Below are 23985 nucleotides of genomic sequence, written 5' to 3' on the forward strand. Positions count from 1 at the left end.
TTTATTTTGGTGAAAAGGTTAGTAATTGGGAGAGGAAGTGTATTCGCAGACTTGTTAATAATTGGTGAGGCACCTGGAGCACAGGAAGATTTAGAAGGAAAACCTTATGTAGGTAAATCTGGTAAGCTACTAAACGAATTATTAAAACAAGCTGGTATTGACCATAAGAAGGATGTTTATTTTTGTAATGTAATTAAATGTCGTCCACCAAATAATAGAAAACCCACTGCTAGAGAAATTAATATTCATAAACCTTGGTTATTACAGCAAATAAAGCTAGTTGATCCAAAATTTATATTACTTACTGGTTCAACTGCTATGAGAGCTATTTTAGAAGTTAAAGATCCTATAAGTAATTTAAGAGGTCAATGGATTAAAAAAGATGGGAGAGAAATTATGGTAATTTTTCATCCATCTTATTTGTTGAGATTTCCTTCAAAAGAAATCAATAAACCCTACCATCTAACTTTGAAAGACCTAGAGAATGTAAGTGGTAAACTATATGCCGTATAATTTAGTGAAATCCTTTTTGAATATCAAGAATTTTAATGTCATTAACTCAATCAAAAGAGGTTAATAGTCTCTCCAAAAGATATTCAACTCATATTGAGAGAAGGATTACTAGAACAGTAATGGTGGGTGATGTAGCTATTGGAAGTGATTATCCAGTAAGAGTTCAATCGATGATAAATGAAGATACGATGGATGTCGAAAATGCCTACTTAGCTATCAAAAGACTTCATGATGTGGGTTGTGAAATAGTAAGGTTAACTGTCCCTTCCTTAGCACATGCCAAAGCAGTAGGAGATATAAAGGCTAAATTACTAGAAAATAATATCAATACCCCCTTGGTGGCTGATGTTCACCATAATGGTATGAAAATTGCAATGGAAGTTGCAAAACATGTTGATAAAGTAAGAATTAATCCTGGATTGTTTGTTTTTGAAAAATCAGACCCTACAAGAACTGAATATACAGATGAGGAATTTGAAACTATCAAGCAAACAATACTTAAAAGATTTACCCCTTTAGTTGAAGTTTTAAAGGCCGAAAACAAAGCTCTAAGGATTGGAGTTAATCATGGGTCTCTATCTGAGAGGATGCTTTTTACTTATGGAGATACGCCATTAGGAATGACTGAATCTGCGATGGAGTTCGTCAAAATTTGTGATGAGCTTGATTTTCATAACATAATTATTTCTATGAAAGCTTCTAGGGCTCCGGTCATGATGGCAGCTTACAGAATGATTGCAGATAGGCTTGACTCAGAAGGATATAACTATCCCTTACATTTGGGAGTGACCGAAGCTGGTGATGGTGATTATGGAAGGATTAAAAGTACTGCTGGAATTGGAACGCTTTTAGCAGAGGGATTAGGAGATACCATCAGGGTTTCCTTAACGGAGGCTCCAGAAAAGGAAATACCTGTATGCTATTCAATTTTGCAATCTTTAGGATTAAGAAAAACAATGGTGGAATACATCAGTTGCCCTAGTTGTGGTAGAACACTTTTCAATCTAGAAGAAGTTGTAGATAAAGTTAGGAACGCCACCTCACATTTAACGGGTCTAGATATAGCAATAATGGGATGTATTGTTAATGGGCCAGGAGAAATGGCAGATGCTGATTATGGTTATGTTGGGAAAGGTAAAGGAACTATTGCCTTATATAGAAGGAAAGAAGAGATAAAAAGAGTACCTGAAGATGAGGGAGTTAATGCTTTAATCCAACTTATTAAGGATGATGGGAAGTGGGTTGATCCTTAAGGATTTGTCAATTTTTTGAATTATAAATAAATTCTTTTATAATAAAAATATTTAATTATTTGAAGATAAGAAAATTGCTTAAAAAAAAATATATATTTCTGCTTGCGACATCCTTTTCTGGGCTATTTTTAAATAATTTTGCAGAGGCAACAGTTTTAAATAATAGTTATAAAGAAGTAATTGATCATGTTTGGCAAATTGTATATAGAGATTTTCTTGATTCAAGCGGCAAATTTCAAAAGTCCAATTGGATTAATCGAAGAAAAGAAGTTTTATCAAAAACATATTCAGATAGCAATGAAGCATACGATGCGATTAGAGATATGCTTTCTTACTTAGATGATTCTTATACAAGATTTTTAGAGCCTAAGGAATTTAATCAAATGAGAATCGATACCTCTGGTGAATTAACTGGAGTTGGTATCCAAATAGTTAAAGATAAAGAATCTGATGATTTAATAATTATTTCTCCCATAGAGGGTACCCCTGCATTTGATGCTGGAATTAAAGCTAGAGATAAAATATTATCCATAGATGATATTTCTACCGAAGGTATGAATATTGAGGAGGCCGTGAAATTAATAAGAGGACAAAGAGGTACTAAAGTAAAGCTTGAAATTCTTAGAGGTTCTAATTCCTTTTTTAAGATTTTATCAAGAGAAAAAATTGAAATAAAATCTGTATCAAGTAAAGTCAATCAAACCAAAAACGGCTTATCAATTGGCTATGTAAGAATTAAACAATTTAATGCAAATGCATCAAAAGAGACTAGAGATGCTATTAAGGATTTAGAAACAAAAAAAGTCGCAGGATATGTTCTTGACTTGAGAAGTAATCCTGGGGGTTTATTAGAATCAAGCATTGATATCTCAAGGCACTTCATTAACAAAGGAGTAATAGTAAGTACGGTAAGTAAAGATGGTTTGAAAGAAACAAAAAAAGGAAACGGTCAAGCTCTAACAAAAAAGCCCTTAGTTGTTTTAGTTAATGAGGGTTCTGCTAGTGCTAGTGAAATAGTCTCTGGTGCAATAAAGGATAACAAAAGAGGAAAATTAGTCGGGAAGAAAACGTTTGGTAAAGGTTTAGTTCAATCTATGAGAACATTAGTTGATGGTTCAGGTCTAACTGTTACAGTCGCTAAGTATTTAACTCCGAATGGCACTGATATAAACAAATCTGGAATTATTCCAGACATAGAAGTAAAAATGAATATAAACCCTATACTTCAAAGAGAGATAGGAACTAGAAAAGATAAACAATATAGAGCTGGTGAAAAAGAGCTAATAAATATAATTAATAGAAAGAATCAGATAAGCGAATTTAAGCCCGACACCACAAACCTTAATGCGTTCCTAAAAACTAATAAGGAAGATAAAGTATTTTCATTAAATTAATTACTCATATCCAGCATTCTCTTTATTGGCACATAGGCTCTTCTTATTATTTCTGGGTCTAGTTCGATAGACGGGGAATTATTTTTCAAACAATCAAGAATTTTTTCTAAAGTATTTAATTTCATATATGGACACTCGTTACATTTACAACCTTCTACATCTGGGACTTCAATAAAAATTTTATTAGGTTCTTTCTTTTTCATTTGATGAATTATTCCAGGTTCAGTTAGTACAATGTAAGTTTTAGATGGGTCTTTACTTACGAAATCAAGTAGCTTACTTGTTGATCCAATAAAGTCTGAGAGAATTAGTAAATTTTGACTACATTCAGGATGAGCAATTACTTTCGATCCTGGATTTTGATATTTTAATTTTAGAAGCGCTTCTTCACTAAACGATTCATGAACAATGCAGCTGCCAGGCCATAATTTAAGATCTCTTCCTGAATTTTTCTGTACCCATCTCCCAAGGTTCTGATCTGGTGCAAATATTATCTTTTTATCTTCAGGTATCTTTTTAATTAATGAGACTGCATTACTGCTTGTACATATCAGATCACTTTGAGCTTTTACTTCTGCAGTACAATTTATATAACTTACTACATAGTGATCTGGATTTTCTTCCCTGAACTTTTGAAATTTATCTGAGGGACAATCGTCTGCTAATGAGCATCCTGCGTCAATATCTGGTAAAAGTACTTTTTTATTTGGGCTAAGTATTTTTGCGGTTTCGGCCATAAAGTGCACACCGCAAAAAATTATTATGTCTGCGTCATTATTTGCAGCTTTCCTAGATAGATCTAATGAATCGCCAATAAAATCTGCAATTTCCTGAATCTCTGGAGCTTGATAATAGTGCGCAAGAATAATTGCATTAGCTTTTTCGCAACGCTCCTTTATTTCAGAAATCAAATCTTCTTCGTTTTGAACGGATTTCTGTTTTGCAGTAGAAGTTATACTGGTCAGGATTTAGAATATCTCTAAATAGATTATATGCCTTTAAACAGAAAAAATTCTGACAAATTTAAAAATTGCTATTGTTGGTGACTGTCATGGTCAATGGTCTGAATTGGACTTGAAAGTTTTATCGATTATCAAACCAAGTATTGTTTTATTTGTTGGTGATATTTCTGATGGAAGTGTCAAAATAATTAAAAAAATCAATGAGATCAAAATTCCTACTTTTGTGATTTTAGGAAATCATGATAGAGGGAATGATTCTACAGGCGAAACTCTCTCAAAGCAGATACGTGTTCTTGGTGAAAAATATTGTGCATGGGATTTGAAAGTTTTTAATAATCAAATAAATTTATTATCTGCAAGACCATGTAGTTCTGGCGGCGGCTATTTTCTCTCGAAAGAAGTTAAAGGTGTTTATGGACCTATCACCGAACAAGATTCAATAAATAAAATCATCAAATGCTCAGAAGAGAGTTTTGACGATTTACCTTTAATAATTATGTCTCATGCAGGCCCCTCGGGTTTAGGCTCAGAACCTAAAAGCATTTGTGGGAAAGACTGGAAATTACCCTCATTAGATTGGGGAGATAGAGATTTGTCTGTGGCTATTTCTCAAATACAAAAGAGAAGAAAAGTTGATCTTGTGATTTTTGGTCATATGCACAACCGGCTTAAAAGAAATCTTGGTTTAAGAGAGATGTTTAAAATTGATAGCAAAGGAACAATTTATTTCAACACTGCTGTGGTGCCAAGATATAAAACTGATGAAAATGGAAAATTATTAATTAACTTTTCATGGATTGAGTTTGAAAAAAAGGGATTAAGTCATGTTTCTCATCGATGGTATTCAGAATCTGGTGAAATTCGTGAAGAAGACAAATTTTTTTAGGATTAGATTTTTTGTTCATATTTTAAGTATTTTTGGGCTTTTCATATCTTGAAAATAATGTTTGAGACAAGATATAACCTGCAATTCCTGCGGCTGTAAAAGCTAAACCATTTTTAAATAAAGGTAATAAATCATTTGTTCTAGATATTATCGGTGCCAAACCAAAAATTCCAAATAACATTCCCCATAAAGGAGAAAGAAGAGCTAAAAATCCAATTGATATGACTTGCCCTTCTTTTCTTGGAGCAGATGCAAAACCTGCTACTAAACCTCCAAGAATCGATGTACATAAAGTCCATATATATTGCTCTTTGGGTAGGCCAGGGACAACTTGGCATCCTCCTTTTTCGAGGCAAATCTTTACTGAATCAATTGCGTCTAATACTGCACCATCCTCACCGTGATCTTTAACATAATATTGGTTGCCAAATCTTGTTTGAAGTTCAACCCAAAATAACCTTGGCAAAAAATTAAAATAAGCCTCTCCGACGTTAAAGTTCAGTAAATTTCCCCCTCTAGGATCCGCAACTATCAACAAACTTGTCTCATCTAAATCCCAATAGTCTTTTATTGCACTACCAGGTGAACTCTCAAACTGAGATAAATATTTAATTTTCCACCCACTTTCAATTTCTAGATTGTTGAGCTTTTCCTCTAAAGATTTTTTCTGATTGGGACTTAATGTTTTAGCTAAATCAATTACTGGTGTTTTTTCTTCTGGTAAGAGATTTGGATTATTTATAGCGAAAACGGGTTTATGTGAAATTAAAACTAATATAGATAGAAATATTCCTAATAAATAGTTAATCTTTGAAGGCATAAATAAGTTTTGTCTCTTTATATTTTCGCCGATGAATAGCTTACCCGCGAATAATCCAGATTGGTTAGTAAAAAAAATAATAAAAATGGGTGGGACTATAAGTTTTTATGACTTTATGAATTTTGCATTAAATGATCCTATTAATGGTTATTACGGCAGCGGTAAAGCTGAATTAGGCGTTCGAGGAGATTTTGTCACATCACCATCTTTATCTGATGATTTTGCTTTTTTGGTTGGTAAACAAATAGAAGATTGGTTGATTCAGTTCAAAAGTAGTTTTTTATCTAATCAGAAATTAGCTGTAACTGAATTTGGAGCTGGAGATGGAAGCTTTATGAGTGGATTAATTAAATATTTTTTAGAAAACAACAAGAATTTTTTAGAAGGAATTTCCTTTGTAATTATTGAACTAAATGAAGGGATGGTAGAAAAACAAAAAAATAAATTGGAGGAATTTTTGAACTTAGGTATTGATATTTTATGGAAAGGTTTGGATGAAGTAGAGGAAAATAATATTAATGGAATAGTTATAGCAAATGAGGTTTTGGATGCATTGCCAGTAGAGAGAATAACTTTTTCAAAAGGAAAATTAATTCGACAAGCAGTTTCTATAGACAAAAAATCTCATAAATTATTTTTTGATAAAATGCCAATTACAAGTGAATTGGAAAAAAGTTTTGAACTTGCTAAAAGTGAGTTGGGAATAACTATTCCGCCTGAAGATGCTCTTGAAGGATGGACTACAGAATGGCATATAGATAACTCAAAATGGTTAAAAGCTATTTATCAAAAAATTAATAATGGTATTTTATTGATAATTGATTACGCTAAAGAAGCCAAAAAATACTACACCTCTAAGAATTCTGATGGAACGATAGTTTCTTATGAAAATCAAAAAATGACGAATAATGTCCTAAATTCTCCTGGAAATTGCGATTTAACATCTCATGTGTGCATAGAAACTTTAATTAATGACGCTGAGAATCTTGGATTTGATACCGTTGGAATAACTAAACAAGGAGAAGCTTTGTTGGCACTTGGATTGGCAGAGAGACTTTATGGGATTCAGAAAGAAATTAAAGAGGATTTATCAAATGCTCTTTTAAGAAGAGAGGCATTACTCAGACTCGTTGATCCTGTTTGTTTAGGTGATTTTAAGTGGTTTGTTTTTAAAAAGTTTAATGACAAGAAAATGAATATAATTTCAACCTGTTTGCGTTAAGAAAAAAACTTTAAAAATAATGAATCTTCTACGTCGTCATATATATCAACAGCACCGATTTCTTTCGGTAATATAAATCTCATTTTGCCATCACGAACTTTTTTATCGCCCATAAGTATTGTTAGAACGTCTTCTTTATTTATTTTGGGGATCTCGGTAGGAAGATCGTAACTCTTTAAAAGATTCTTCTGTCTTTCTAATTCTTCTTTAGACCACAACCCTTTTTCAATTGCTACTTCGCCCGCAATATTCATACCAATTGATATTGCCTCACCATGTAGAAATTTGCCGTATCCACATAAATTTTCAATAACGTGACCAAAAGAATGACCATAATTCAATATTGCTCTAACACCATTTTCATGTTCGTCTTGAGAAACAATATGAGACTTTGTTTTAATTGAACTATTAATTATTTTAATTAGATATTCATTTTTGAGATTTAAAAATTCATTTTTGTTTTTTTCAATTTCTAAGTATTCGAAAAGTTCTTTATCTCTTATTACTCCGTATTTTATTACTTCGGCCATGCCTGCATTAAATTCTCTTTTGGGCAAACTTTTTAAAGTTTCTGGATCAATAAAAACTGCTTTAGGTTGATTGAAGGCTCCAATTAAATTCTTACCTTTTGGATGATTTACTCCTGTTTTCCCTCCCACAGATGAATCAACCATCGATAATAATGTTGTTGGAATCTGAATATATTCGATGCCTCTTAGCCAAGTAGCAGCTGCGAAGCCACTTACATCTCCAACAATTCCTCCGCCAAGGGCAATAATTATTGAATTTCTATCTAAGCCAAATTCAAATGCAACATCATATATTTCACTTAAGGTTTTTAAGTTTTTATATGATTCTCCAGCCTTGATAAGGAACATTTTGGCCTGGTATTGATTATCTTTTAAATTATTTAAGAATTTTTCTCCATACAAATTTGATATTTCTTCATTTGAAATCACAAGTATTTTTCTATTCTTTGTTATTCCAATTTTTAAAAGTTCTTCGCTGATATTGTTCAGTATCCCTGCTTCAAGAGTTACTTCGTATGACTTATCACCTAATGGGACTAATATTCTTCTCTTATTCACAATTGATTACCTAGTTAAAATTTATAAATATTTGGTATTAAATACTTTATATATTAGCAAAATCTAAGCTCTAGATCCTTAAAAATTCAGTTGTTAAGAATTAGAAATGGTAATAAAATCATGCTATGAGTTTAAAAAAAAATATAAACGATATTAAGAAAAATTATTCCCTAGGAATAATTGGAGGTGGTCAACTGGCTTTGATGTTAACCGAGGCAGCAAAAAAAAGAGATCTAGAAGTATGTGTGCAAACAAAATCTTGTGATGATCCTGCTGGTCTAAAAGCAGATCATGTCATAGAAGCTGATCCTTTAAAGATAAGAGGTAATAAATCATTAATTAATGAGTGTGAAAAAATAATTTTTGAAAATGAATGGATAAAAATTGATAAATTAAATTTAATTGACAATAAAGATATTTTTGTTCCAAGCCTTAATGCAATTAAGCCATTAGTAGATAGGTTTTCTCAAAAAAAATTAATAGAAAGAATGAATATTCCCTGCCCAAAATGGATAAGTATTGAAGATTTTAAAAATCTCACGGATGAGGAAATCAATAATTGGACTTTTCCTCTAATGGCAAAATCAAATAAAGGTGGATATGACGGCAAAGGGAACAGAAAAATAAAGACAAAAGAAGAATTAGATTCTTTTTTAACAGAGAATAACTCTAATGAATGGTTAATAGAAGAATGGATAGAGTATGAAAAAGAACTGGCTCTTGTTGGTTCGAGAGATAGGACCGGTAAGATAAGATTCTTTCCAATAGTTGAGACATTCCAATCAAACCATGTTTGTGATTGGGTTCTTGCACCTGGAACAAATGAATATGATTTGAACTTATTTGCAATAAATATTTTCTCTTCGATAGTCAATGAACTTAATTACGTTGGAGTTTTAGCTATTGAATTCTTCTATGGAGATAATGGTCTTCTAATTAATGAAATAGCTCCTAGAACACATAACTCAGCTCATTTCTCTATTGAAGCTTGCACTTCAAGTCAGTTTGATCAATATGTTTGCATTTCTTCTGGGATAATGCCACCTGAAATTAAAATGAACTGCGAAGGTGCAATTATGATAAATCTACTGGGGTTAAAAAAGAATTTCCCAATCTCAATGGAAACCAGAATTAAAATGTTATCTGAAATTGAGGGTTCTAATATTCATTGTTATGGCAAATCTCGCGAAATTCTGGGAAGAAAAATGGCTCACATCACATTTTTATTAAATGGTAAAACGCATTCAGAAAGATATGATGAAGCTCAAATTTTATTAACTATGGTAAGAGACATTTGGCCATCTCCAAATGCATAAAAAAATAAGCTAGAGTTAGATTACTGGATCTTTGGTTAAGTTCTTCTTTATGTGCTCTGATCTGACTCTCTTTCGACATGAGGAGACTGTCGTGATGCGGTAGTAAACCGATCTTGTAATCGGAAACGAAAGCCCACTTTGAATCCTCTTCTGGCATTTCCAGGTCGATGCAGCAGAGAACTGACGGGGATCCGGTGTTACCTATCAAAATGCTTGCTAAAACAGGCTTTTGGTGGGTATTTTATTTTTTTGGAATAACTGAGCTGTTTTTATTCCCTATCAGTGTAAATAATTCATTTGCCAAAATACTTGACGATCCATTTCTAATGTATTTATATTAATAGTACACATGTATTACTAAGTAATGACTTTAGGAGGAGCTAATGTTTGGACTAATTTTTCTTACGGTTATCGTAATGAGTCCCCAAGTGGTTGGTTGCTTAGCCCAGACCGCAGCCGATTAATTTTATTTGTAAGGAATAAAAAATCTCCAAGAAATAGTATGAGAATTTTTGCTCATACATATTATGCAAATGATCTTGGTGAGCCAATGGCAATTAAATCATCCACTCAAATGTATCTGGATAATGCTTGGGATAAATGGCATGACCTTCAATTAGAGGGTTGGACTTTTGAAGAACTTGAATTACCTGAATCTGTATGACTAACTTAAATCCAATCAAAAAGAAATTATCAAAAGTAGATAGAAAGATATCTATCCAAGACCCATCAAAATTATTAGCAGAATTTTTTAATGGTGTTGTCATTGAACTTGATGAAGAATATAAATATGACTCATAATGAATTGATAGATCAAGTTTCCGCAAATTTATTTAAACAAAGTGGAAAGTTAGAAAGTAGAAGATCTTGGTTGGCAATGAGAAATTATCTTGAACAATTAGATACCGAACAACTTAAATCCATGCTTAAGGACCACGGATGATTTAAAAACTTTATTTAGTTTTTATTTTTTTCTTAATTCTTAGAAAACCGTAAGTTGCAAAGCCAACTAAAAACATATCCAAGTAAATGTGCCAAGTAGGAAAAATCTGGTGTATTAATTCCATTAACGTTTTATTGCCACTTGCCAATAAGGATAATCTAAGTTTGATTTTTCTCTAATCAATTGTAATTTTCTAGAATTTATTTTTACTACTATTCCATCTGTTGGATATTTACTAAAAAGCTTCCCTTCTAGCCATTGTTTTCTAAATACTTCAACTTGGCTCGTAAATTTTAATGAAATATGCTGAGGGATCGTGAAGCCAAGCTGTGAAAGACTCTTTTTGGACTCATATTGGTTAAGTGTTGAATTAAGTATTTGAAATGCGCAGAAGCTAAGACTTTCAGAAAATCCTTCTTTAGCTCTTAGAAATCCAGAAGCGATTCTCTGGGAGATATTTGGACTTTGGTTGGGTGCATATAATTCACCTCTAACTTGAAGAACTCCTCGTAAAGGGAGATTATTGGGAATGTCTTGGACTTTAATAAGTTTACTAGTAACGTCTGCTCCTTTTCTTGAAATTGCTTTCTCCAAGGTTCCATCCCTATATTGCAAAGCAACAGCACAGCCATCAATTTTTGGTTCAATTAATAATCTGGTATCTACTAATAATCCTTTCAAAAATTCATCTATTGAATCTTTTTCTAATGAAGGTAAAACTAGTTTCTTTTTCTTTTTAAAGTAATCACAATTTGGGTTTGTTCTTAATAAATTTTTTTCAAGTTGGTCAAACTTCTTATCAGAGATTAAAGCATTTCCATTTCTATAATTATTGTCATACCATTCAATTCGTTCTTCTAAATAAGTCTTCATTTAATACGATGGCTTAAGTTTTTGGTCAGGTATCCAACTTGGTTTATCTATAATCCATTTTTCTCTATCTTCATATTTTACAGTCCATAAAATAAATGAAGAAATTTCTTTTAGAGTCATGCCAACCAAATATCTTGTTTTTGGACTTATTGATATAAATCCAAATAATAATATTAATAAGATAAGTTTAAACATACCTTTAATCATTTAAAAACTCAGCGTATTTTTGCGAACTTTTTAATTAATGCAATTCTTATAACCCTCAATCTTTGCTAGTTCATCAATATTCAAACCTGTTTCTTCTAATAAAGTTTCTCCTATATCGTCCTTATTAAATTTAGTTAAAGCTCCTTTAGTAGAGTACTTAATACATTGGTTTTTGTATTTTGCTTCTTTCACAACAGGAGATAAATAAAAACCAAACAAGATGACAAAAGCCCCATAGGTTACAACTTTTCTATGGTTTTCCCACCATTCATAAAATTTATTGGACACGAAAAATAAATGACTATTTTCTATTTTAAATTGACTGTCAACAAATTACTTTAGAAATTTAAGGATTGGTTAATTTATTGTTTTTTCATTAATAGATTTAACCCAAGAATAATATCTTGATTTTCTAATCCTTTGCTCTTTCGAGACTAATCTATCCGCAGATTCTAGGGGTGATTCTCCTTTCTCAACTTTTGTTGTAATAGAAATACCAAAACCTTTTGCTTCAATTTTTGGAATGCCACCCTCTAAAAAAAATAAAAAAGACCAACCTTTGTTCCATCCTAAATAGAAGGGATTTCGATACATTGCATTCTTTTGGAGATACTCTTTAAATGATATTTTCCTTTTCAAGGAGTTACTTGTATTCACTATTACCAAATAAGAAGTTTATGGCCGATTATTTCTGGAAACTAATTTTAGTATTTAAATAATTATCATAGGAATACTTGACGTCTAAGAGTAGTACATTTATATTAATAGTACAACTGTATTATCTTCATGACTTTAGGAGTCGCTAATGTTCGGACTTATTTTTATCGTGGCAGCCTTATTGACCCCCCAACTGGTTGGTTGTTTAACAAAAAAAGTGGTTTATTAATTTTTTTTGAGATTTATAAGAAATCTGTATCTAATAACTTACAAGTATATACTCATCTTTTCTATGCAAATGAATTAGGAGAACCTGCCCAAATTAAAAATTCAAGACTTCATTCTATTGAGTGTGCTAGTGAAACATGGAATGAATTAATTTCAGGAGGTTGGCAAATTGTTACTAATAAATTCCAGTAATAATGATCAAGGTAAATCCTTCAAAATGGGAATTTCTAAAAGAATCTACCCTAAAACGAAAACGAACAAAGATTTGTATTACTTGCAATCACTTTCGCTACAGCACTACAGAAACTTTTGCTACTATCTTGATTTGTCCAAAATACGAAAAACGTATACCACAGGGTGATCATTTACTTAAAGGTTGTGAGTATTGGCAAAAAAATAGGACGATATTTTCTCCTGAAGCATCTTAATTATTCTCTAATTAAACTTCTCTAGTTTGAGATATTTAATTATGTAAACAAAGCATTATTTTATACAACTTAAAGAATTCTTTTTAAGTAATTTTGAATCATGATTCAATTCTACTTTTCCATATTTTTATTAGTTGTGCTTACATTTTTTGCACTTTTATTAGATGCACCAGAATTGGCTTCTTTAATTCAAACATTTTAGAAATAATAAATCAGCATTTTTACCGATTTACTTTCTTAATAAGTAAGGCGTAGGTTTAACTTGTTGAATAGGAGGGATCTAATGATTGACAGTCCACCAGAGGAGTTTAATTATAAAATTTAAATCTTAATAAAACTAATGCTAAATCTGGAATGAATCTTCTATTTGAGATTCATTCCTTTTTAATTTCTTTCTAAAAAATGTAAACTATAAATAATAAATATTAAAAGTAAAAAATCTGTTCATATTAAAGTGATTTGAGGCCTAAGTCGCTCCTTAGATAGTGGCAAAATTTACCTGAATCCAAAACCAGTTTTTTGCTCCTCCTTTTCTGCCCATTCGTTCATAATTAGTTTTAGTAAAGATTTAACTTCCAAATTCGAAGCATCAGTATATTTTTGAAGATCTATACATATGTTTTTAATTTCCTCATAAGCATTATCAATTAATATTGTTTTTTGATCTGGATTAGCCATAGAATTTTAAAATGCTCCATTACAGTTGAACCCGCTGCAGTTAATAACCCTAAAAATATTCATTACAAGGTTGTGGAATCTTTCATCATAAAAAAATGCCCAGGTTGTAAATATAGCAAAACCAGAGACAGCAAAAGCAGCATATTGAAGCCAATGTATTCCATAGCTGTCTAATCCATTTTTATCAAAATCAGAATTACTCAATTGTTTTTTTACTTATAATAAAAATTTTTTTTTTAAAAGGAGAGTTTGTCTTGAACGAGAGATTTATTTTTTTTAAAACTTTAATGTATTTAAATTTTAAATAAAACCAGGAATTATCCACCCAAAAAAACCGTAGTTTATTATCAAAGCTAAAAAGCCAATCATAGCTAATCTCCCATTTGTTATTTCGGCATTTTTCCAAAATTTACCCATGTAGTTTTTTATTTTTTTCGAATTTTTATCTAACAAAAAATTTGGTTCTAAAGGTTCCTGCAACCTTTTGATGGCGTATAAAGAGAATTGAATAGTGATTGCGATGATAACAACTATAAAACTAGTAAGAGCATCCATTTTTATATTTCATGTGTGATCGACTATTAAGCCAAAGAGTAAATGACATTTGTATGTATTAAACATTTCCTTATTTCTGCTTTATTGAGAGAGGAAACCTTAACTTGAATTATTAATAAATGTAACATATTTAAAAAAAATTAGTATGAATTCTTACTTTTTCTTTGGATTTAACATTTTTGAGTACTTTAATGTTACATTTATGTGACAGTAACATCGCAGCACTAGTCTTAATTGAATTACAGAATTAGCTTTAAAGTTTTTACTTTAACTCAGGTAAAATATAGAAAAATTTTTATGAGGAATATATTTTCAATGTTATTTATTTAAAGTATTTTTAATAATTAGAAATTATTATTTTTGTTTGATTTCAGGAAGGTAGAATTTATTGCCTAATGTGTAACCAATTGACATTAAAACGAACCCAATAAGTTGAGGTAGGTGAGAATTTGCTAGAGAGATTTTTTCAATCATTTCTCAATTTATAAATTTCTATAATAATAAAATTTTTTAAATACTGTAAGTCTATTTTTTTTTTGATTCTTTAATCTCCCCAGATTTTTTTAGTGAATTAACAAGTCTTTCATTTTCTGTTTTTAAATTTTCTAATGCGGATTTTGTGAATTGTTCTTTAGCCTCAAACTTTGCTGAACTTATAACTTTTTTATTAGGGAGTTTTTTCTTCGGTTCTGACTTCATATTAAACAGCAATTTAAAAAATTTTAGAAGTTATTTTTTTTGAGTTAGGTATTATTTTTTACAATTTTCTGGTTAATAATATTTGTTTACATAGACAAATTAATCTTTATCTTTTGGGAGCCTTAACCATCCAGTAGTCCATTCTGATTTTAGTTTTGCCCATGCGATTCTTTTAGTATCTTTCTTATTTTTGGTAGGAAAAATATCAACCCATCTATCTTCATTTTTCCCACCATAAGCTTTAACTTGAAAATGCCTATTACCATTAATTGTTTTGGTGCTGTCCAACACAAAGTAGGAGGCCATTTCATGAGAAATTTTTAAAACTTAAAAAACTAAAGGTTGCTTTGCCCAGTTAACACTAAACCATAATATGCAATCGTACCAAGGATAAGTATGATTCCTAGTATTCTAATAATCATGATTTAATATTTTTAAATTCAAATTATATTAGAGAAATTTTATAAATTTGCGTTTAAGATTTAATATTTTCTAATTTTTCCTTTTTTTATTTCTAACTATGGAGTGGCAAGATTCAGGATGCCATTCATTCTGAATTTTGCCAATAAAATCATAAATAAATGAATCGGGACATCCAGTTTTTTTTTGAAGTTCTGAAAGTTCTTCTTTAATGAATTCATATACACTCGTTATTACCCCTAAATTATCTTCTTGGGAGGGAGCCCATTTATTATTCTCCATTAATATTTTTTAGATTATTTTCCACAATATCGTAATAGGTTATGCCTCCATAATCAGCATCTGAACAACATAAATCTCCATATAGTTCCTCTAACAAATCGTACGCATCTGAATACTTATCAAAACTTTGAGCTGTTAATTCGTCTTCTTTTCCATCAATTCTAATTATTTTGTACGTCATATTTTACTTAGATGCAAAAAGTATTTTTTTTGATTCATTAGTTCATCCTATAAATAAAAATCTTATTTAGGAGTATTAGTTGGGTAAAGCTTCTGAATTTTATTTTTCTGAATTTCTATTTTTCTTCTTTCATATTTTTTTGCCATTATTTTTCTGATAAATAATTGTGGGATAAGCCAAATTAACGCAATAGCTATAGCCATGAAAGCAGGATTTCTCCACGTTAACCTAATAATCTCTTGTATAAATTCTTGATTGAAAATTTCCATACATTTAATTTTGATGATAAAAATATCTTTGCTTTCTTATATAAAATTTTTAAAATTTCCTAACTCATCATAACCTTAAAAAATCTAATAAGGAATTTTATAAATTTTTTCTTTTTCTAGTTTGTTTTTTTTTAATTTGGATTTAGATTAATTATTTATTTTTTAGTTTAGAGATGTCGACTTATCTAGTTACAGGATCAAATAGGGGGATTGGATTAGAACTATGTAGGCAAATTCATAAGAGGGGAGAAAAAGTAATTGCAACGTGTAGGAAAGCTTCAAAAGAACTTAGAGATTTAGGAGTGAGAATTGAGGAGAATGTAGAAATTTCTTCTGATGAGTCAATATCAAATTTGTGTAAAAAACTATCTGGAGTCAATTTAGATTGCTTAATTCATAATGCAGGAATTTATGAATTTAATTCTTTCGAAAACTTAGATAAAAAAAGTATTTTGCGCCAATTTGAAGTCAATGCATTGAGCCCGATATGTATGACTCAATCATTTAAACATCTTTTAAAAAGATCTTCTAAAGTTGCTTTTATCACAAGTAGAATGGGATCTATTAAAGATAATACATCAGGAAGTTCTTATGGTTACAGGATGTCTAAGGTAGCCTTGTCTATGGCAGCAAAATCACTTTCCATAGATTTATCAAGAGATGATATCTATGTAGCTATTTTGCATCCTGGGTTAGTGAGTACAAGAATGACTGGCTTTACAAGAAATGGAATTAGTCCTGAAGAGTCAGCAAATGGCCTTTTAAAACGTATTGATTCTTTAAATAAAAATAACTCGGGTACTTTTTGGCATGCCAACGGAGAAGTTTTGCCTTGGTAAAATCTATATTTTTATTTTTAAGAGATTTATATGGTTAATTTGTTAAAAAACTTTTAAATTTTTAACTAATTTCTTTCCTTGTTTAATTCTGTTAGTTATCTTAAGAAAAATATTAGTAAAGGAGGTGATTCATTGTCGTATCTACCGAAAAATGCGGTTATTAAAGGGGCCGTGAATTCAGAATCTTCAACACATTCATCGGTCTCTTTTTCTTTGATTAAGAAAAAAGGTTTTATAATTAACAGATTTATATAAATCAGTTACTTAATAGTTAAATGCTCTGCATCTCAAGTAGTTGCGGAGCTTTTTTATTAATTTAAATATTCTTTCAAAATTTTCTCTATCTTTTTTGACCGAAGTAAATTAAGGCTAAAAATGATAAAGTGCTTACCAAAGCGATTAAGTACCATCCAGTTGAGGAGTTGCTAGTTATTTCGGTCATTTATTTTGATTTATCGGATGAATTGATTATTTGAGTGAAAATCACAATTGATATCATTAAAAAAACTAAAAGGATGTAAGTTAAGTTCATTTATAGAAAAATGCTAATTATCAAAAAGATTATTCCTAGAACTACCGTAACAATTGCTCCATCTACTAATAAGTCTTTCCATGTATAATTTTCTAGCATCCTTGTTTTATCTTCTTCACTCATAAGGTTCTTTAACCATGTCCAATCTAAAATGTGTGTCAATGCAATACCAAAAATTAAATGACCAAACAAAATACCAATAAGATCAATTCTAGAAATATCTTTAGTGAGACTTGTAATTAAAAAAAAGTCCACTAGCTTTTTTCTTTATTAGATAAGGCACCACCTTCTTCTTTATATTTTTCCCAAGCCTCGCTTATTTTTGCTTTAGAGAAATTGTGTTTTCCCTCAGAGAATTTATTTTTCAGGCTATTTAAACTATTAGTTAGTTCTTTTTTTGTTGGTTCATCAAGAAAGTTTGATGTTAATTTCCATAAATACCAGCTACTAGCTAGAAGAAGAATTAATCCGAGTAATTGCATATTAGTTTTTTACCATCCTACAACTTTTCAAATGGTTTCGATAAATTAATTTATTTAATAACTGCAGAAATTTTTTTGACTTAAATAAAAATTAAAACTTTAACCAGTGGAAAAATACTCTATCCAGCAGCCATATAGTTAGACCCCCTTCCATGAAAGCTAACCAATACATCCCGTAATCAGAAAATCCCATTTGTTCCTTTACTGTTTTAATTAATTTTTTGTGAGCTTGAATGAGATCTTTCATGAATAATCAAGTTTTTAAATCTGCTGAATTTCTTTAATTAAAAAACCTTTCCCATAGCAAGATAGACATGTTTTAGTCTCATCTAGTGAAATTCTTAGAAAACCTGCTCCATTACATCTAAAGCAATTTACTTTAGTGTTTGAATAGATCTTTGATTTAATTTTAGCAGCACGATTTAAGTAAGAAACAGTTTCTTTACGACCGTTTGCTTGGGCAGCTTTATTTAAAAGCTTTTTATAACTGACTTTTAGTTCTTGGGTATTCATCTTTTGAAATAAACTATGATTCTGATACAGGAAAAGCTAAGTGTTTAAATAATTTAAATAATTTTTCCCGTTTATATTTCTAATCTGATCTCATACTGAGATTTCGATAATATAACTAGTATTTGTTTTATATGTTTAGTATCTGGAGTAATTAGTTTGTATATTTAATAGAAATTTTATATTTGAGAAACTAAAACTTTTGTGGGTGTACATTTAAGAAATAATTATTTCACCATAGATAAGGAATTTTTGAAGATTTGTCGTTTAAAAATATTTTTTAAATCTAATAAATCATCCAGCTTTTTTGAGGTTTTTTACTAAAAAATCATTTTCGTTAGTGAGAACTTTGAGCTTAGATTTTTCCAACTCTTTTCTGATTTCGGGACTTAAATCCTTTTTTGTCTGATTTAGATTCATAAGAATTGTTCTTAAATTATTTAAAAGACATGTGAAATCATAGTGATCCCCAAAAAAATTTGTGGATAGTTTTTTCTTAAAAGAAGATAATATTTTATTTTGCACATAGAAATTCAAATTTAATCAACATATTGTGGAAAACCCTGTTGAAAAACGCTTAAAAAGTGGATAACTCTTCGGGAGCATTATCAAAACAAGCTTTTCTGGAAAAGTTTTTAAGTATTAATACTTCATCAAAAAAAATAAAATATAGTTTAAAAAGTAACATAATCTCTTGTTATAACAGTGGGATCATTACTTTTTAAAAAAGATAAATTTTCTATACCAGAATCTCATGTTGATAAACAATTTAAAAAGTTTTTTCTTCATGATGTATCAAATTGAAAATTAAAGTGAAGAAAAATCAATCAAAACTTGAAATTTTTAATTTTTGTCATATGTGTAAAAATTGTTTAATTCGGTTTTCTGTATGCAAATATTTCTCAAACCTAAAGCTGATCAAATAAGGTTAACTAAGTTAAAAAATTTTAAATGACAGAAGAAAAAAAGGATTCAAAAAAATGTTCTGGAAAGAAAAACATTATGTTTGCCTATGGTTTTATACAACTTGGTTCTAGTTTCGTATCTGCAATAGCTTTAGCTGCAATCGCTTTTGGATTCTGTTCAGTAAAAAAAGAGTCTAAACTTTTCAATAAATGTGTTGCAGAAATTATTGAAGATGGCGGTACCAATTCTGAGGCTGTAAGGTATTGCAACGGGGGCAATTAAAATTTCTCTCAGAATAATTAAGTGGACTCAACCTGTGATTTGATTATTGACTCTTTAAAAGAGGAGCCAATTGGAGAAACTGATCATTTTATTTGGCTTATAACAGATATTGGCATCGTTGCCCTATTTAAAAGAGAGGAAAACTTTGAAACTTATAGTTCAAATGTCGAAATTGAGGCAAATAAAATTGCTTTAGATATAACTAAAGAAGAGAAAGAGTACCTTAAAATAAAAGAGAGACAGCTTTTCTTGTTTTATTCATAATCTAGGATTTAGTTCTTGATTTAGTAAGATGGCTCAAGGTTAAAGGCCGGCTCCATAATATTGCTTTCGCTAACTAATTCGTAGGTTAGCTCTTTATTTAGGGCATTTATATAAGATATATAAAGTTTTCCCCAAACAAATTCAAATTCATCTTTACTTAAATTCTTGAAAAGAATTTCTCCTTTGAAGTAAATGTGATAAGAATCATTCATCATGGAAAATTAATCTTATCCTTTTTAACGCAGTGAAATATGTATGTAGTATTAGGTGCTACTAAAAAGAAATTTATATTTAGAACTTAGAAGTACTTTTAGACTATCCGTGTATTCATTTTTTGTTTTTTGAATAATCCGACTGTCTCATCAAGATCCATACAAGGCTGAATACTTATATCCATTAACCTTCTCCAGGGATGCCATTGCTTCCAAATTGTCTCAAGAGAATCTGCACTCACTACAGAATGTCCAATCCCATTTTGAACCATAAAAATCCAAGAATGAACCTCATAGTTTTCAGGTCTGTTTTGGGGACCACCTGATTCATACCAATTAATTAGCATTTCTGCGCCTTCTTCTTGATCCTCGCCATCAGTAAATTCGTAGGAAATCAAATACCTTTGCATATAGATTATTATTAAAATCTCTAAACTATTTTAACTCTAGATTTAGATATTGCCTCCTAATTTAATTAATGCTATGAAGTTTATAGAAGTGATTGTTTTAAATGACCGAAAGATTTGGGAAAATTAAAAAGAATATTTTGACTAATTTATCTTTTATAAATAAGACAATCTTGAAGTATTTTCAAAACCATGATCTGTTCGTATAGCTCCAGTTAACAGATAAAATTTGATACTTTTTAAAATACCTTAAATTAGTTACCATATTTGTACTGTATTGATAGCAATGATAAATAAAAAGGATAGTAGTGATCCAATTGATAATTTAGAGTATGAAAAAGTTCTAGAAGAAGAAATAATTAATTCGTACGAAAGTAAATTTCAAAAAGATACTGCAGAAGATATTAAGATGATTAAATTTTACAGACTTAAAAGAACTCCATTAGAAATATTAAATAGGTCATTTTTCTTTTTCTTTATTGGAAGTTTTCTTTTCTCTTTGTTTTTAGCTTATTCAGAAAGTAAGTTGTGGTTCATACTTTATGTCATAAGTGCATTGTCTTGTGTTTTTTATACTCCTAATAGAAAAGCACTTAAAGAGTTAATAGCAGCTTGGCCAAATATAGAGGATCTCATTAAAGGGAGGAGTATGTGGAGAAAAGGCAAGTAAATAGATTATGCAACCTTTAAGTTCATTTAAAAAGTGGTTATTAAATATCCTTGTGCCATACATAGAGGGCACCAACAAGAAAAAAGAGGATAAAAAATGAGTCTAATAAAAGTTGGAATTATTGTTGAAATTTTTTTGTTTGTTGGAGTTTTTTTATGGGTTATGAAACTAAATAGTAAACAAAGTAGGCAACCATCTTTATCAAAAAAAACAATAAAAAACCTCAAATTTTAGAATTTTGATCACAAAATAAGGAATCTTTATAAAGAGATCAAATTAATGGGAAAATTCTTTGCTTTTTTCTCTCACTTTACATATGAAATCGGTTAGAACATCTACATCGTTATTAAAAAAATATGGTTTCTTCCATCCAAGGTCTTGCTCCAATAACTAATCCATTAAATAGTGTCTTAATAGAAAAGAAACTAATAAATGTTGATCAAAAGTTTATTCAACTTGTTTCTCTGGCAGAAGGGTTACCTCGTACAGAAGTTATTGAAAGTGGTAGAAATTATTGGAGGGGTGTTTGTAGAAGCTTAATTTTTAGATTTCCAGATGACCTCGAAATTTTAAAGCTTGATGTGAGAAGTTATGTAGATAGATCTAAAGGAATTATTCAGATAAGATCTGCAGCAAGATTAGGACAATCAGATTTAGGTGTGAATCTAAGAAGAGTGGAATACTTGTTTAATCAATTAGAGAAATTTTAATTAATCTATTATTTATAAATTTAAGGTTCTTTTTACCAAATAGTTGTGCTTTAATTCATAAGAATATTTGAATTGCCATGGTGAAGATAATTTTAGTTGGAATTATTGTCGCGCTTGTATATTCTCAACCTGACCTCCGTCTTACAGTCGCTGATTGGTTAAAAGCAGCTTCTGATTTTCTTATTGAATCAGTACAAGTAAAACCATAAATTAATTTTAAATCAAGCATTAAATAAGACCTGAGACAGTAATCATTTGTTTAATGCATACAGCTACGAAAAAAAATATTATTATCCTACTTAATATGTATTTCACTTAATCAAATAAATAGTTTTAGGAACATAATAAAAAATTTTTTTGAAATTTTTGAATAGTTAACGATAATAAGGGATATGAAGCTTAGATTATTTGAGTTCTATTTTATTAAAGACTATTTAAGGCCTTGGTTTGGTCTTATTTATTCTTTATTCTTTCTGTTTTTTTTAGGTGCAATTGGCTATCGAATAACAGAGGGTTGGGAATGGAGTGATTGCTTATGGATGGTTCTGATCACAATAACCACTATTGGTTTTGGAGAAGTTCAACCTTTAAGTCCTGAAGGCAGGATAGTAACTGTTTTAGTAATCGTTGGCGGATTGATCTTTATTCAATTTACCTTTCAAAAAGCTGTTAGATTATTTGAATCCGGCTATTTTCAAAGAGTAAATGAATTACGTTTTAAAAGACTTCTTAGAAAAATGGAAAATCATGTAATTTTGTGCGGATATGGGAGGGTAGGTCAGGAAATTTCTAACCAAATAAAAACGCAAAATATTCCAATTATTGTGGTTGAGAGCGATGAAGATAGAAAAAAGATTGCAGAAGAAAATGGTTTAGAAGTTCTTTGTGCTGATGCAACTCTTGACGAGACTTTAAAACTAGCAGGATTAGAAAAATGTAAGAGTTTGGTCGTCACCTTACCTAACGATGCTGCAAATTTATATGTAGTTTTGAGTGCTAAAGGTATAAGAAGTTCTATAAGAGTAATAGCAAGAGCTGGCACTGAAGAGGCTGCAAGTAAGTTGAGATTAGCTGGGGCAAGTATAGTTGTAAGCCCTTATATTGCAGCAGGAAGAGCAATGGCATCAATGGCTTTAAGACCTATTGCTATTGACTTTCTTGATCTGCTCGCAGGAAGTGAATGTGAGATTGAAGAATTTGAATTAAGTAATGATATTAGTCTTTTTGAAACTGCAGAGAAAAGATCACTCTCTGAACTTGGAATAGGTAAAAAGAGTGGTGCAAAAATATTAGCTATAAAAGAAAATGAAAAATTGTTCACTAATCCAGGAGGTAATTTCATACTTCAACCAGGTCAGGTATTAATAGCATTTGGTAGTAAAGAACAGCTAAATATTTTGAACGGTTTGTTGGGCAATCTTGTAGTAGCAGTAGAGTTATTAAAATAGATAGATTGAGATACAGAATTATTTGCTAACTTGATTGTGGGTGGAATAAATCAAATGAAAATATTTAAATTTCTAATTGTAATTCCTGTAATAACTTTAATAATTATTTTTCAAACCTCTTTGCAAAATAGATATCTAATAGCTTCTGATATTAGAGATGGAGAGACAATTTTTAGAAATGTTTGTGCAGGTTGCCATGTAAGAGGTGGATCAGTAGTCCTTAAAGGATCCAAATCATTAAAACTCTCCGACCTTGAAAAAAGAGGAATAGCAGATGTAAATTCAATAAAAATAATTGCTAATGATGGGATTGGTTTTATGAAAGGCTATAAAAATAAATTGAAGGATGGAGAGGATAAGGTTCTTGCACAATGGATTATTCAAAATGCACAAAAAGGTTGGGAGTAAATGAAAAGAGTACTTCTAGCATCGTTTTTATTTCTATTATCTGAATTTTCTTTTGCTGAGGAATTAACTAATTACACAATTACATCTGATTCTCAAGTAAATACTTTAGAAGGTGATTTAGAGGCTATTGGAAATGTATTTATTAAAAGCAATAGTGGTAATTTTGAGGCTTATTCTGACAAGCTTTCTTTTGACAAGGATGATAAATCTCTAAAACTTATTGGGAATGTTTTTGTTAAAAATTTAGAGTCTGAGGGAATTGCAATTGAAGAAACATCTGGAGATGAGTTGACCATATTTACTGAAACAGGAATTTTTGAATTCAAATCTCAAAATAAAAACAGAATAACAACAAAAATTAAATTCTAAATAAAGAGTTGATATTTAATTTCTAGCTGATCTCTTAATGCAGAGATATAAATAATTATTATTTATATCAAA

Annotated in this window: 41 protein-coding genes, 1 other RNA gene and 1 pseudogene; 22 read left to right on the forward strand and 21 right to left on the reverse strand. The window is 30.2% G+C overall.

The window, feature by feature from the left end; translation table 11 throughout:
* The first annotated feature begins 9 nt into the window (after positions 1 to 9).
* From EV02_RS08395 to EV02_RS08385, 3 genes are read left to right on the forward strand one after another with little or no spacing between them, the layout of a single operon-like run.
* On the forward strand, positions 10 to 513 hold the full coding sequence (locus EV02_RS08395; protein WP_032518671.1) for a uracil-DNA glycosylase: 504 nt from the start codon (positions 10 to 12) through the stop codon (positions 511 to 513).
* 35 nt (positions 514 to 548) lie between these two features.
* On the forward strand, positions 549 to 1766 hold the full coding sequence (gene ispG, locus EV02_RS08390; RefSeq protein ID WP_032518672.1) for a (E)-4-hydroxy-3-methylbut-2-enyl-diphosphate synthase: 1218 nt from the start codon (positions 549 to 551) through the stop codon (positions 1764 to 1766).
* Between the two features lie 59 nt (positions 1767 to 1825).
* A complete protein-coding gene (locus tag EV02_RS08385) occupies positions 1826 to 3160 on the forward strand; it encodes a S41 family peptidase (protein ID WP_032518673.1) in 1335 nt (444 codons plus the stop codon).
* On the opposite strand, the gene nadA is transcribed toward EV02_RS08385, so the two are convergent.
* Positions 3157 to 4116, reverse strand: coding sequence for a quinolinate synthase NadA (gene nadA / locus EV02_RS08380; RefSeq protein WP_072014625.1), 960 nt, complete (start codon positions 4114 to 4116; stop codon positions 3157 to 3159). The genes EV02_RS08385 and nadA overlap by 4 nt on opposite strands.
* A 118-nt stretch (positions 4117 to 4234) precedes the next feature.
* On the opposite strand from nadA, the gene EV02_RS08375 reads away from it, so the two are divergent.
* Positions 4235 to 5008 carry a TIGR04168 family protein gene (locus tag EV02_RS08375; RefSeq protein WP_032519171.1) on the forward strand — a complete coding sequence of 258 codons (774 nt, stop codon included), beginning with the start codon at positions 4235 to 4237 and terminating at the stop codon, positions 5006 to 5008.
* 22 nt (positions 5009 to 5030) lie between these two features.
* On the opposite strand, the gene EV02_RS08370 is transcribed toward EV02_RS08375, so the two are convergent.
* The gene (locus EV02_RS08370; protein ID WP_032518675.1) at positions 5031 to 5828 is read right to left on the reverse strand and encodes a methanol dehydrogenase; all 798 of its coding nucleotides are present in this window, start codon (positions 5826 to 5828) and stop codon (positions 5031 to 5033) included.
* A 31-nt stretch (positions 5829 to 5859) separates the two neighbouring features.
* Here EV02_RS08370 and EV02_RS08365 point away from each other — a divergent pair, with 31 nt between their 5' ends.
* The gene (locus EV02_RS08365) at positions 5860 to 7050 is read left to right on the forward strand and encodes an SAM-dependent methyltransferase (protein ID WP_032518676.1); all 1191 of its coding nucleotides are present in this window, start codon (positions 5860 to 5862) and stop codon (positions 7048 to 7050) included.
* Here the strand turns inward: EV02_RS08365 and aroB are convergent.
* Positions 7047 to 8138 (reverse strand): 3-dehydroquinate synthase, encoded by a 1092-nt coding sequence (gene aroB, locus EV02_RS08360; protein ID WP_032518677.1) that lies wholly within the window; start codon positions 8136 to 8138, stop codon positions 7047 to 7049. The two genes, EV02_RS08365 and aroB, sit on opposite strands and share 4 nt — an antisense overlap.
* 125 nt (positions 8139 to 8263) lie before the next feature.
* On the opposite strand from aroB, the gene EV02_RS08355 reads away from it, so the two are divergent.
* From EV02_RS08355 to EV02_RS09340, 5 genes are all read left to right on the forward strand, one after another.
* Positions 8264 to 9454 carry a 5-(carboxyamino)imidazole ribonucleotide synthase gene (locus tag EV02_RS08355; protein ID WP_032518679.1) on the forward strand — a complete coding sequence of 397 codons (1191 nt, stop codon included), beginning with the start codon at positions 8264 to 8266 and terminating at the stop codon, positions 9452 to 9454.
* Positions 9455 to 9471: 17 nt separating this feature from the next.
* Positions 9472 to 9656, forward strand: a non-coding RNA gene (gene ssrS, locus EV02_RS09160) — 6S RNA.
* Positions 9657 to 9818: 162 nt separating this feature from the next.
* Positions 9819 to 10118 carry a DUF1651 domain-containing protein gene (locus tag EV02_RS08350; protein WP_025943327.1) on the forward strand — a complete coding sequence of 100 codons (300 nt, stop codon included), beginning with the start codon at positions 9819 to 9821 and terminating at the stop codon, positions 10116 to 10118.
* The gene (locus EV02_RS09335) at positions 10115 to 10255 is read left to right on the forward strand and encodes a hypothetical protein (RefSeq protein WP_193742593.1); all 141 of its coding nucleotides are present in this window, start codon (positions 10115 to 10117) and stop codon (positions 10253 to 10255) included. Before EV02_RS08350 ends, EV02_RS09335 begins: the two co-directional genes overlap by 4 nt.
* Positions 10245 to 10397: a hypothetical protein gene (locus EV02_RS09340; RefSeq protein ID WP_193742594.1), complete on the forward strand. Its 153-nt coding sequence runs from the start codon at positions 10245 to 10247 to the stop codon at positions 10395 to 10397. The genes EV02_RS09335 and EV02_RS09340 overlap by 11 nt, the downstream gene beginning before the upstream one ends.
* A 123-nt stretch (positions 10398 to 10520) precedes the next feature.
* Here EV02_RS09340 and EV02_RS08345 read toward each other — a convergent pair whose 3' ends face one another.
* The 4 genes from EV02_RS08345 to EV02_RS08335 form a co-directional block, all read right to left on the reverse strand.
* Positions 10521 to 11270 carry an NAD-dependent DNA ligase gene (locus EV02_RS08345; RefSeq protein ID WP_032518680.1) on the reverse strand — a complete coding sequence of 250 codons (750 nt, stop codon included), beginning with the start codon at positions 11268 to 11270 and terminating at the stop codon, positions 10521 to 10523.
* A complete protein-coding gene (locus EV02_RS08340; protein ID WP_241433688.1) occupies positions 11271 to 11465 on the reverse strand; it encodes a hypothetical protein in 195 nt (64 codons plus the stop codon). It lies immediately after the preceding gene.
* Positions 11466 to 11507: 42 nt separating this feature from the next.
* Positions 11508 to 11765, reverse strand: coding sequence for a hypothetical protein (locus EV02_RS0108505; protein ID WP_032518682.1), 258 nt, complete (start codon positions 11763 to 11765; stop codon positions 11508 to 11510).
* Between the two features lie 69 nt (positions 11766 to 11834).
* Positions 11835 to 12134, reverse strand: a complete 300-nt coding sequence (locus EV02_RS08335; RefSeq protein ID WP_241433689.1) for a hypothetical protein — start codon at positions 12132 to 12134, stop codon at positions 11835 to 11837.
* Positions 12135 to 12263: 129 nt separating this feature from the next.
* On the opposite strand from EV02_RS08335, the gene EV02_RS08330 reads away from it, so the two are divergent.
* Both EV02_RS08330 and EV02_RS0108510 read left to right on the forward strand, forming a co-directional pair.
* Positions 12264 to 12554, forward strand: coding sequence for a DUF1651 domain-containing protein (locus EV02_RS08330; protein ID WP_032518683.1), 291 nt, complete (start codon positions 12264 to 12266; stop codon positions 12552 to 12554).
* A 2-nt stretch (positions 12555 to 12556) separates the two neighbouring features.
* Positions 12557 to 12790 carry a hypothetical protein gene (locus EV02_RS0108510; protein WP_032518684.1) on the forward strand — a complete coding sequence of 78 codons (234 nt, stop codon included), beginning with the start codon at positions 12557 to 12559 and terminating at the stop codon, positions 12788 to 12790.
* 495 nt (positions 12791 to 13285) lie between these two features.
* On the opposite strand, the gene EV02_RS08325 is transcribed toward EV02_RS0108510, so the two are convergent.
* The 8 genes and pseudogenes from EV02_RS08325 to EV02_RS08300 all read right to left on the reverse strand — a co-directional run bounded on the left by EV02_RS08325 (position 13286) and on the right by EV02_RS08300 (position 15874).
* Positions 13286 to 13468: a hypothetical protein gene (locus EV02_RS08325; protein WP_032518685.1), complete on the reverse strand. Its 183-nt coding sequence runs from the start codon at positions 13466 to 13468 to the stop codon at positions 13286 to 13288.
* A 6-nt stretch (positions 13469 to 13474) separates the two neighbouring features.
* Positions 13475 to 13672: a hypothetical protein gene (locus EV02_RS08320; RefSeq protein ID WP_032518686.1), complete on the reverse strand. Its 198-nt coding sequence runs from the start codon at positions 13670 to 13672 to the stop codon at positions 13475 to 13477.
* Positions 13673 to 13768: 96 nt separating this feature from the next.
* Positions 13769 to 14023, reverse strand: a complete 255-nt coding sequence (locus tag EV02_RS08315; protein WP_032518688.1) for a chlorophyll a/b-binding protein — start codon at positions 14021 to 14023, stop codon at positions 13769 to 13771.
* A 525-nt stretch (positions 14024 to 14548) separates the two neighbouring features.
* Positions 14549 to 14722, reverse strand: coding sequence for a hypothetical protein (locus tag EV02_RS09345; RefSeq protein ID WP_187146064.1), 174 nt, complete (start codon positions 14720 to 14722; stop codon positions 14549 to 14551).
* A gap of 99 nt (positions 14723 to 14821) precedes the next feature.
* A pseudogene (locus EV02_RS0108515) lies at positions 14822 to 15033 on the reverse strand (TIGR02450 family Trp-rich protein).
* 181 nt (positions 15034 to 15214) lie between these two features.
* Entirely contained in the window at positions 15215 to 15424 is a 210-nt protein-coding gene (locus EV02_RS08310) for a hypothetical protein (RefSeq protein ID WP_032518691.1), read from the reverse strand.
* Entirely contained in the window at positions 15414 to 15605 is a 192-nt protein-coding gene (locus EV02_RS08305; protein WP_032518693.1) for a hypothetical protein, read from the reverse strand. Before EV02_RS08305 ends, EV02_RS08310 begins: the two co-directional genes overlap by 11 nt.
* Positions 15606 to 15667: 62 nt before the next feature.
* Positions 15668 to 15874: a hypothetical protein gene (locus EV02_RS08300; RefSeq protein ID WP_032518694.1), complete on the reverse strand. Its 207-nt coding sequence runs from the start codon at positions 15872 to 15874 to the stop codon at positions 15668 to 15670.
* Between the two features lie 173 nt (positions 15875 to 16047).
* Between EV02_RS08300 and EV02_RS08295 the strand changes: the two genes are divergently transcribed.
* On the forward strand, positions 16048 to 16713 hold the full coding sequence (locus EV02_RS08295; RefSeq protein WP_032518695.1) for an SDR family oxidoreductase: 666 nt from the start codon (positions 16048 to 16050) through the stop codon (positions 16711 to 16713).
* A 532-nt stretch (positions 16714 to 17245) separates the two neighbouring features.
* On the opposite strand, the gene EV02_RS08290 is transcribed toward EV02_RS08295, so the two are convergent.
* The 5 genes from EV02_RS08290 to EV02_RS09800 form a co-directional block, all read right to left on the reverse strand.
* The gene (locus EV02_RS08290) at positions 17246 to 17500 is read right to left on the reverse strand and encodes a hypothetical protein (RefSeq protein ID WP_032518696.1); all 255 of its coding nucleotides are present in this window, start codon (positions 17498 to 17500) and stop codon (positions 17246 to 17248) included.
* Positions 17500 to 17727, reverse strand: coding sequence for a hypothetical protein (locus EV02_RS08285; protein WP_032518698.1), 228 nt, complete (start codon positions 17725 to 17727; stop codon positions 17500 to 17502). The genes EV02_RS08290 and EV02_RS08285 overlap by 1 nt, the downstream gene beginning before the upstream one ends.
* Before the next feature lie 91 nt (positions 17728 to 17818).
* Positions 17819 to 17974: a hypothetical protein gene (locus tag EV02_RS09350; protein ID WP_193742595.1), complete on the reverse strand. Its 156-nt coding sequence runs from the start codon at positions 17972 to 17974 to the stop codon at positions 17819 to 17821.
* A gap of 14 nt (positions 17975 to 17988) precedes the next feature.
* Positions 17989 to 18240, reverse strand: coding sequence for a hypothetical protein (locus EV02_RS08280; protein WP_032518699.1), 252 nt, complete (start codon positions 18238 to 18240; stop codon positions 17989 to 17991).
* Positions 18241 to 18531: 291 nt separating this feature from the next.
* Positions 18532 to 18657, reverse strand: coding sequence for a hypothetical protein (locus EV02_RS09800; protein ID WP_275040695.1), 126 nt, complete (start codon positions 18655 to 18657; stop codon positions 18532 to 18534).
* Positions 18658 to 19188: 531 nt separating this feature from the next.
* Here EV02_RS09800 and EV02_RS08275 point away from each other — a divergent pair.
* Both EV02_RS08275 and EV02_RS08270 read left to right on the forward strand, forming a co-directional pair.
* Positions 19189 to 19425 carry a hypothetical protein gene (locus EV02_RS08275; RefSeq protein ID WP_025890625.1) on the forward strand — a complete coding sequence of 79 codons (237 nt, stop codon included), beginning with the start codon at positions 19189 to 19191 and terminating at the stop codon, positions 19423 to 19425.
* Positions 19426 to 19446: 21 nt separating this feature from the next.
* Positions 19447 to 19689, forward strand: coding sequence for a hypothetical protein (locus EV02_RS08270; protein WP_032518702.1), 243 nt, complete (start codon positions 19447 to 19449; stop codon positions 19687 to 19689).
* Between the two features lie 310 nt (positions 19690 to 19999).
* Here EV02_RS08270 and EV02_RS08260 read toward each other — a convergent pair whose 3' ends face one another.
* Positions 20000 to 20311 (reverse strand): DUF3303 domain-containing protein, encoded by a 312-nt coding sequence (locus EV02_RS08260; protein WP_011818215.1) that lies wholly within the window; start codon positions 20309 to 20311, stop codon positions 20000 to 20002.
* A gap of 283 nt (positions 20312 to 20594) precedes the next feature.
* On the opposite strand from EV02_RS08260, the gene EV02_RS08255 reads away from it, so the two are divergent.
* The 7 genes from EV02_RS08255 (at position 20595) to EV02_RS08235 (ending at position 23913) form a co-directional block, all read left to right on the forward strand.
* Complete coding sequence (locus EV02_RS08255; protein ID WP_032518706.1) at positions 20595 to 20978, forward strand: hypothetical protein; 384 nt, start codon at positions 20595 to 20597, stop codon at positions 20976 to 20978.
* 96 nt (positions 20979 to 21074) lie between these two features.
* On the forward strand, positions 21075 to 21212 hold the full coding sequence (locus tag EV02_RS09355) for a hypothetical protein (protein ID WP_193742596.1): 138 nt from the start codon (positions 21075 to 21077) through the stop codon (positions 21210 to 21212).
* 122 nt (positions 21213 to 21334) lie between these two features.
* Entirely contained in the window at positions 21335 to 21688 is a 354-nt protein-coding gene (locus tag EV02_RS08250; protein WP_025922294.1) for a DUF1499 domain-containing protein, read from the forward strand.
* Positions 21689 to 21765: 77 nt separating this feature from the next.
* A complete protein-coding gene (locus EV02_RS09805) occupies positions 21766 to 21897 on the forward strand; it encodes a hypothetical protein (protein ID WP_011818220.1) in 132 nt (43 codons plus the stop codon).
* A 183-nt stretch (positions 21898 to 22080) separates the two neighbouring features.
* Positions 22081 to 23136 (forward strand): potassium channel family protein, encoded by a 1056-nt coding sequence (locus EV02_RS08245; protein WP_011376270.1) that lies wholly within the window; start codon positions 22081 to 22083, stop codon positions 23134 to 23136.
* Between the two features lie 54 nt (positions 23137 to 23190).
* A complete protein-coding gene (locus EV02_RS08240) occupies positions 23191 to 23544 on the forward strand; it encodes a c-type cytochrome (protein ID WP_032519172.1) in 354 nt (117 codons plus the stop codon).
* Entirely contained in the window at positions 23545 to 23913 is a 369-nt protein-coding gene (locus EV02_RS08235; RefSeq protein WP_032518709.1) for a hypothetical protein, read from the forward strand.
* Positions 23914 to 23985 lie beyond the last annotated feature (72 nt).

This window comes from Prochlorococcus marinus str. SB (assembly GCF_000760115.1).
GTDB classification, from domain to species: domain Bacteria; phylum Cyanobacteriota; class Cyanobacteriia; order PCC-6307; family Cyanobiaceae; genus Prochlorococcus_A; species Prochlorococcus_A marinus_D.

Bases quoted from the DNA above. Each gene is read 5' to 3' on its own strand.
- EV02_RS08330 (WP_032518683.1), top strand. From the start codon at position 12,264: ATGACTTTAGGAGTCGCTAATGTTCGGACTTATTTTTATCGTGGCAGC.
- EV02_RS08280 (WP_032518699.1), bottom strand. From the start codon at position 18,240: ATGAATACCCAAGAACTAAAAGTCAGTTATAAAAAGCTTTTAAATAAA.
- EV02_RS08275 (WP_025890625.1), top strand. From the start codon at position 19,189: ATGACAGAAGAAAAAAAGGATTCAAAAAAATGTTCTGGAAAGAAAAAC.
- EV02_RS08365 (WP_032518676.1), top strand. From the start codon at position 5,860: ATGAATAGCTTACCCGCGAATAATCCAGATTGGTTAGTAAAAAAAATA.
- EV02_RS08355 (WP_032518679.1), top strand. From the start codon at position 8,264: ATGAGTTTAAAAAAAAATATAAACGATATTAAGAAAAATTATTCCCTA.
- EV02_RS08300 (WP_032518694.1), bottom strand. From the start codon at position 15,874: ATGGAAATTTTCAATCAAGAATTTATACAAGAGATTATTAGGTTAACG.
- EV02_RS08345 (WP_032518680.1), bottom strand. From the start codon at position 11,270: ATGAAGACTTATTTAGAAGAACGAATTGAATGGTATGACAATAATTAT.
- EV02_RS08325 (WP_032518685.1), bottom strand. From the start codon at position 13,468: ATGGCTAATCCAGATCAAAAAACAATATTAATTGATAATGCTTATGAG.
- EV02_RS09355 (WP_193742596.1), top strand. From the start codon at position 21,075: ATGAGTCTAATAAAAGTTGGAATTATTGTTGAAATTTTTTTGTTTGTT.
- EV02_RS08285 (WP_032518698.1), bottom strand. From the start codon at position 17,727: ATGCAATTACTCGGATTAATTCTTCTTCTAGCTAGTAGCTGGTATTTA.
- EV02_RS08310 (WP_032518691.1), bottom strand. From the start codon at position 15,424: ATGGAGAATAATAAATGGGCTCCCTCCCAAGAAGATAATTTAGGGGTA.
- EV02_RS08340 (WP_241433688.1), bottom strand. From the start codon at position 11,465: ATGTTTAAACTTATCTTATTAATATTATTATTTGGATTTATATCAATA.
- EV02_RS09335 (WP_193742593.1), top strand. From the start codon at position 10,115: ATGACTAACTTAAATCCAATCAAAAAGAAATTATCAAAAGTAGATAGA.
- EV02_RS08255 (WP_032518706.1), top strand. From the start codon at position 20,595: ATGATAAATAAAAAGGATAGTAGTGATCCAATTGATAATTTAGAGTAT.
- EV02_RS08370 (WP_032518675.1), bottom strand. From the start codon at position 5,828: ATGCCTTCAAAGATTAACTATTTATTAGGAATATTTCTATCTATATTA.
- EV02_RS08235 (WP_032518709.1), top strand. From the start codon at position 23,545: ATGAAAAGAGTACTTCTAGCATCGTTTTTATTTCTATTATCTGAATTT.
- EV02_RS08245 (WP_011376270.1), top strand. From the start codon at position 22,081: ATGAAGCTTAGATTATTTGAGTTCTATTTTATTAAAGACTATTTAAGG.
- EV02_RS09800 (WP_275040695.1), bottom strand. From the start codon at position 18,657: ATGAATCTAAATCAGACAAAAAAGGATTTAAGTCCCGAAATCAGAAAA.
- EV02_RS09350 (WP_193742595.1), bottom strand. From the start codon at position 17,974: ATGAAAGATCTCATTCAAGCTCACAAAAAATTAATTAAAACAGTAAAG.
- EV02_RS09805 (WP_011818220.1), top strand. From the start codon at position 21,766: ATGGTGAAGATAATTTTAGTTGGAATTATTGTCGCGCTTGTATATTCT.
- EV02_RS08295 (WP_032518695.1), top strand. From the start codon at position 16,048: ATGTCGACTTATCTAGTTACAGGATCAAATAGGGGGATTGGATTAGAA.
- EV02_RS09345 (WP_187146064.1), bottom strand. From the start codon at position 14,722: ATGAAGTCAGAACCGAAGAAAAAACTCCCTAATAAAAAAGTTATAAGT.
- EV02_RS08260 (WP_011818215.1), bottom strand. From the start codon at position 20,311: ATGCAAAGGTATTTGATTTCCTACGAATTTACTGATGGCGAGGATCAA.
- ispG (WP_032518672.1), top strand. From the start codon at position 549: ATGTCATTAACTCAATCAAAAGAGGTTAATAGTCTCTCCAAAAGATAT.
- EV02_RS0108510 (WP_032518684.1), top strand. From the start codon at position 12,557: ATGATCAAGGTAAATCCTTCAAAATGGGAATTTCTAAAAGAATCTACC.
- EV02_RS08350 (WP_025943327.1), top strand. From the start codon at position 9,819: ATGACTTTAGGAGGAGCTAATGTTTGGACTAATTTTTCTTACGGTTAT.
- EV02_RS08315 (WP_032518688.1), bottom strand. From the start codon at position 14,023: ATGGATGCTCTTACTAGTTTTATAGTTGTTATCATCGCAATCACTATT.
- EV02_RS08250 (WP_025922294.1), top strand. From the start codon at position 21,335: ATGGTTTCTTCCATCCAAGGTCTTGCTCCAATAACTAATCCATTAAAT.
- EV02_RS08305 (WP_032518693.1), bottom strand. From the start codon at position 15,605: ATGACGTACAAAATAATTAGAATTGATGGAAAAGAAGACGAATTAACA.
- EV02_RS09340 (WP_193742594.1), top strand. From the start codon at position 10,245: ATGACTCATAATGAATTGATAGATCAAGTTTCCGCAAATTTATTTAAA.
- EV02_RS08240 (WP_032519172.1), top strand. From the start codon at position 23,191: ATGAAAATATTTAAATTTCTAATTGTAATTCCTGTAATAACTTTAATA.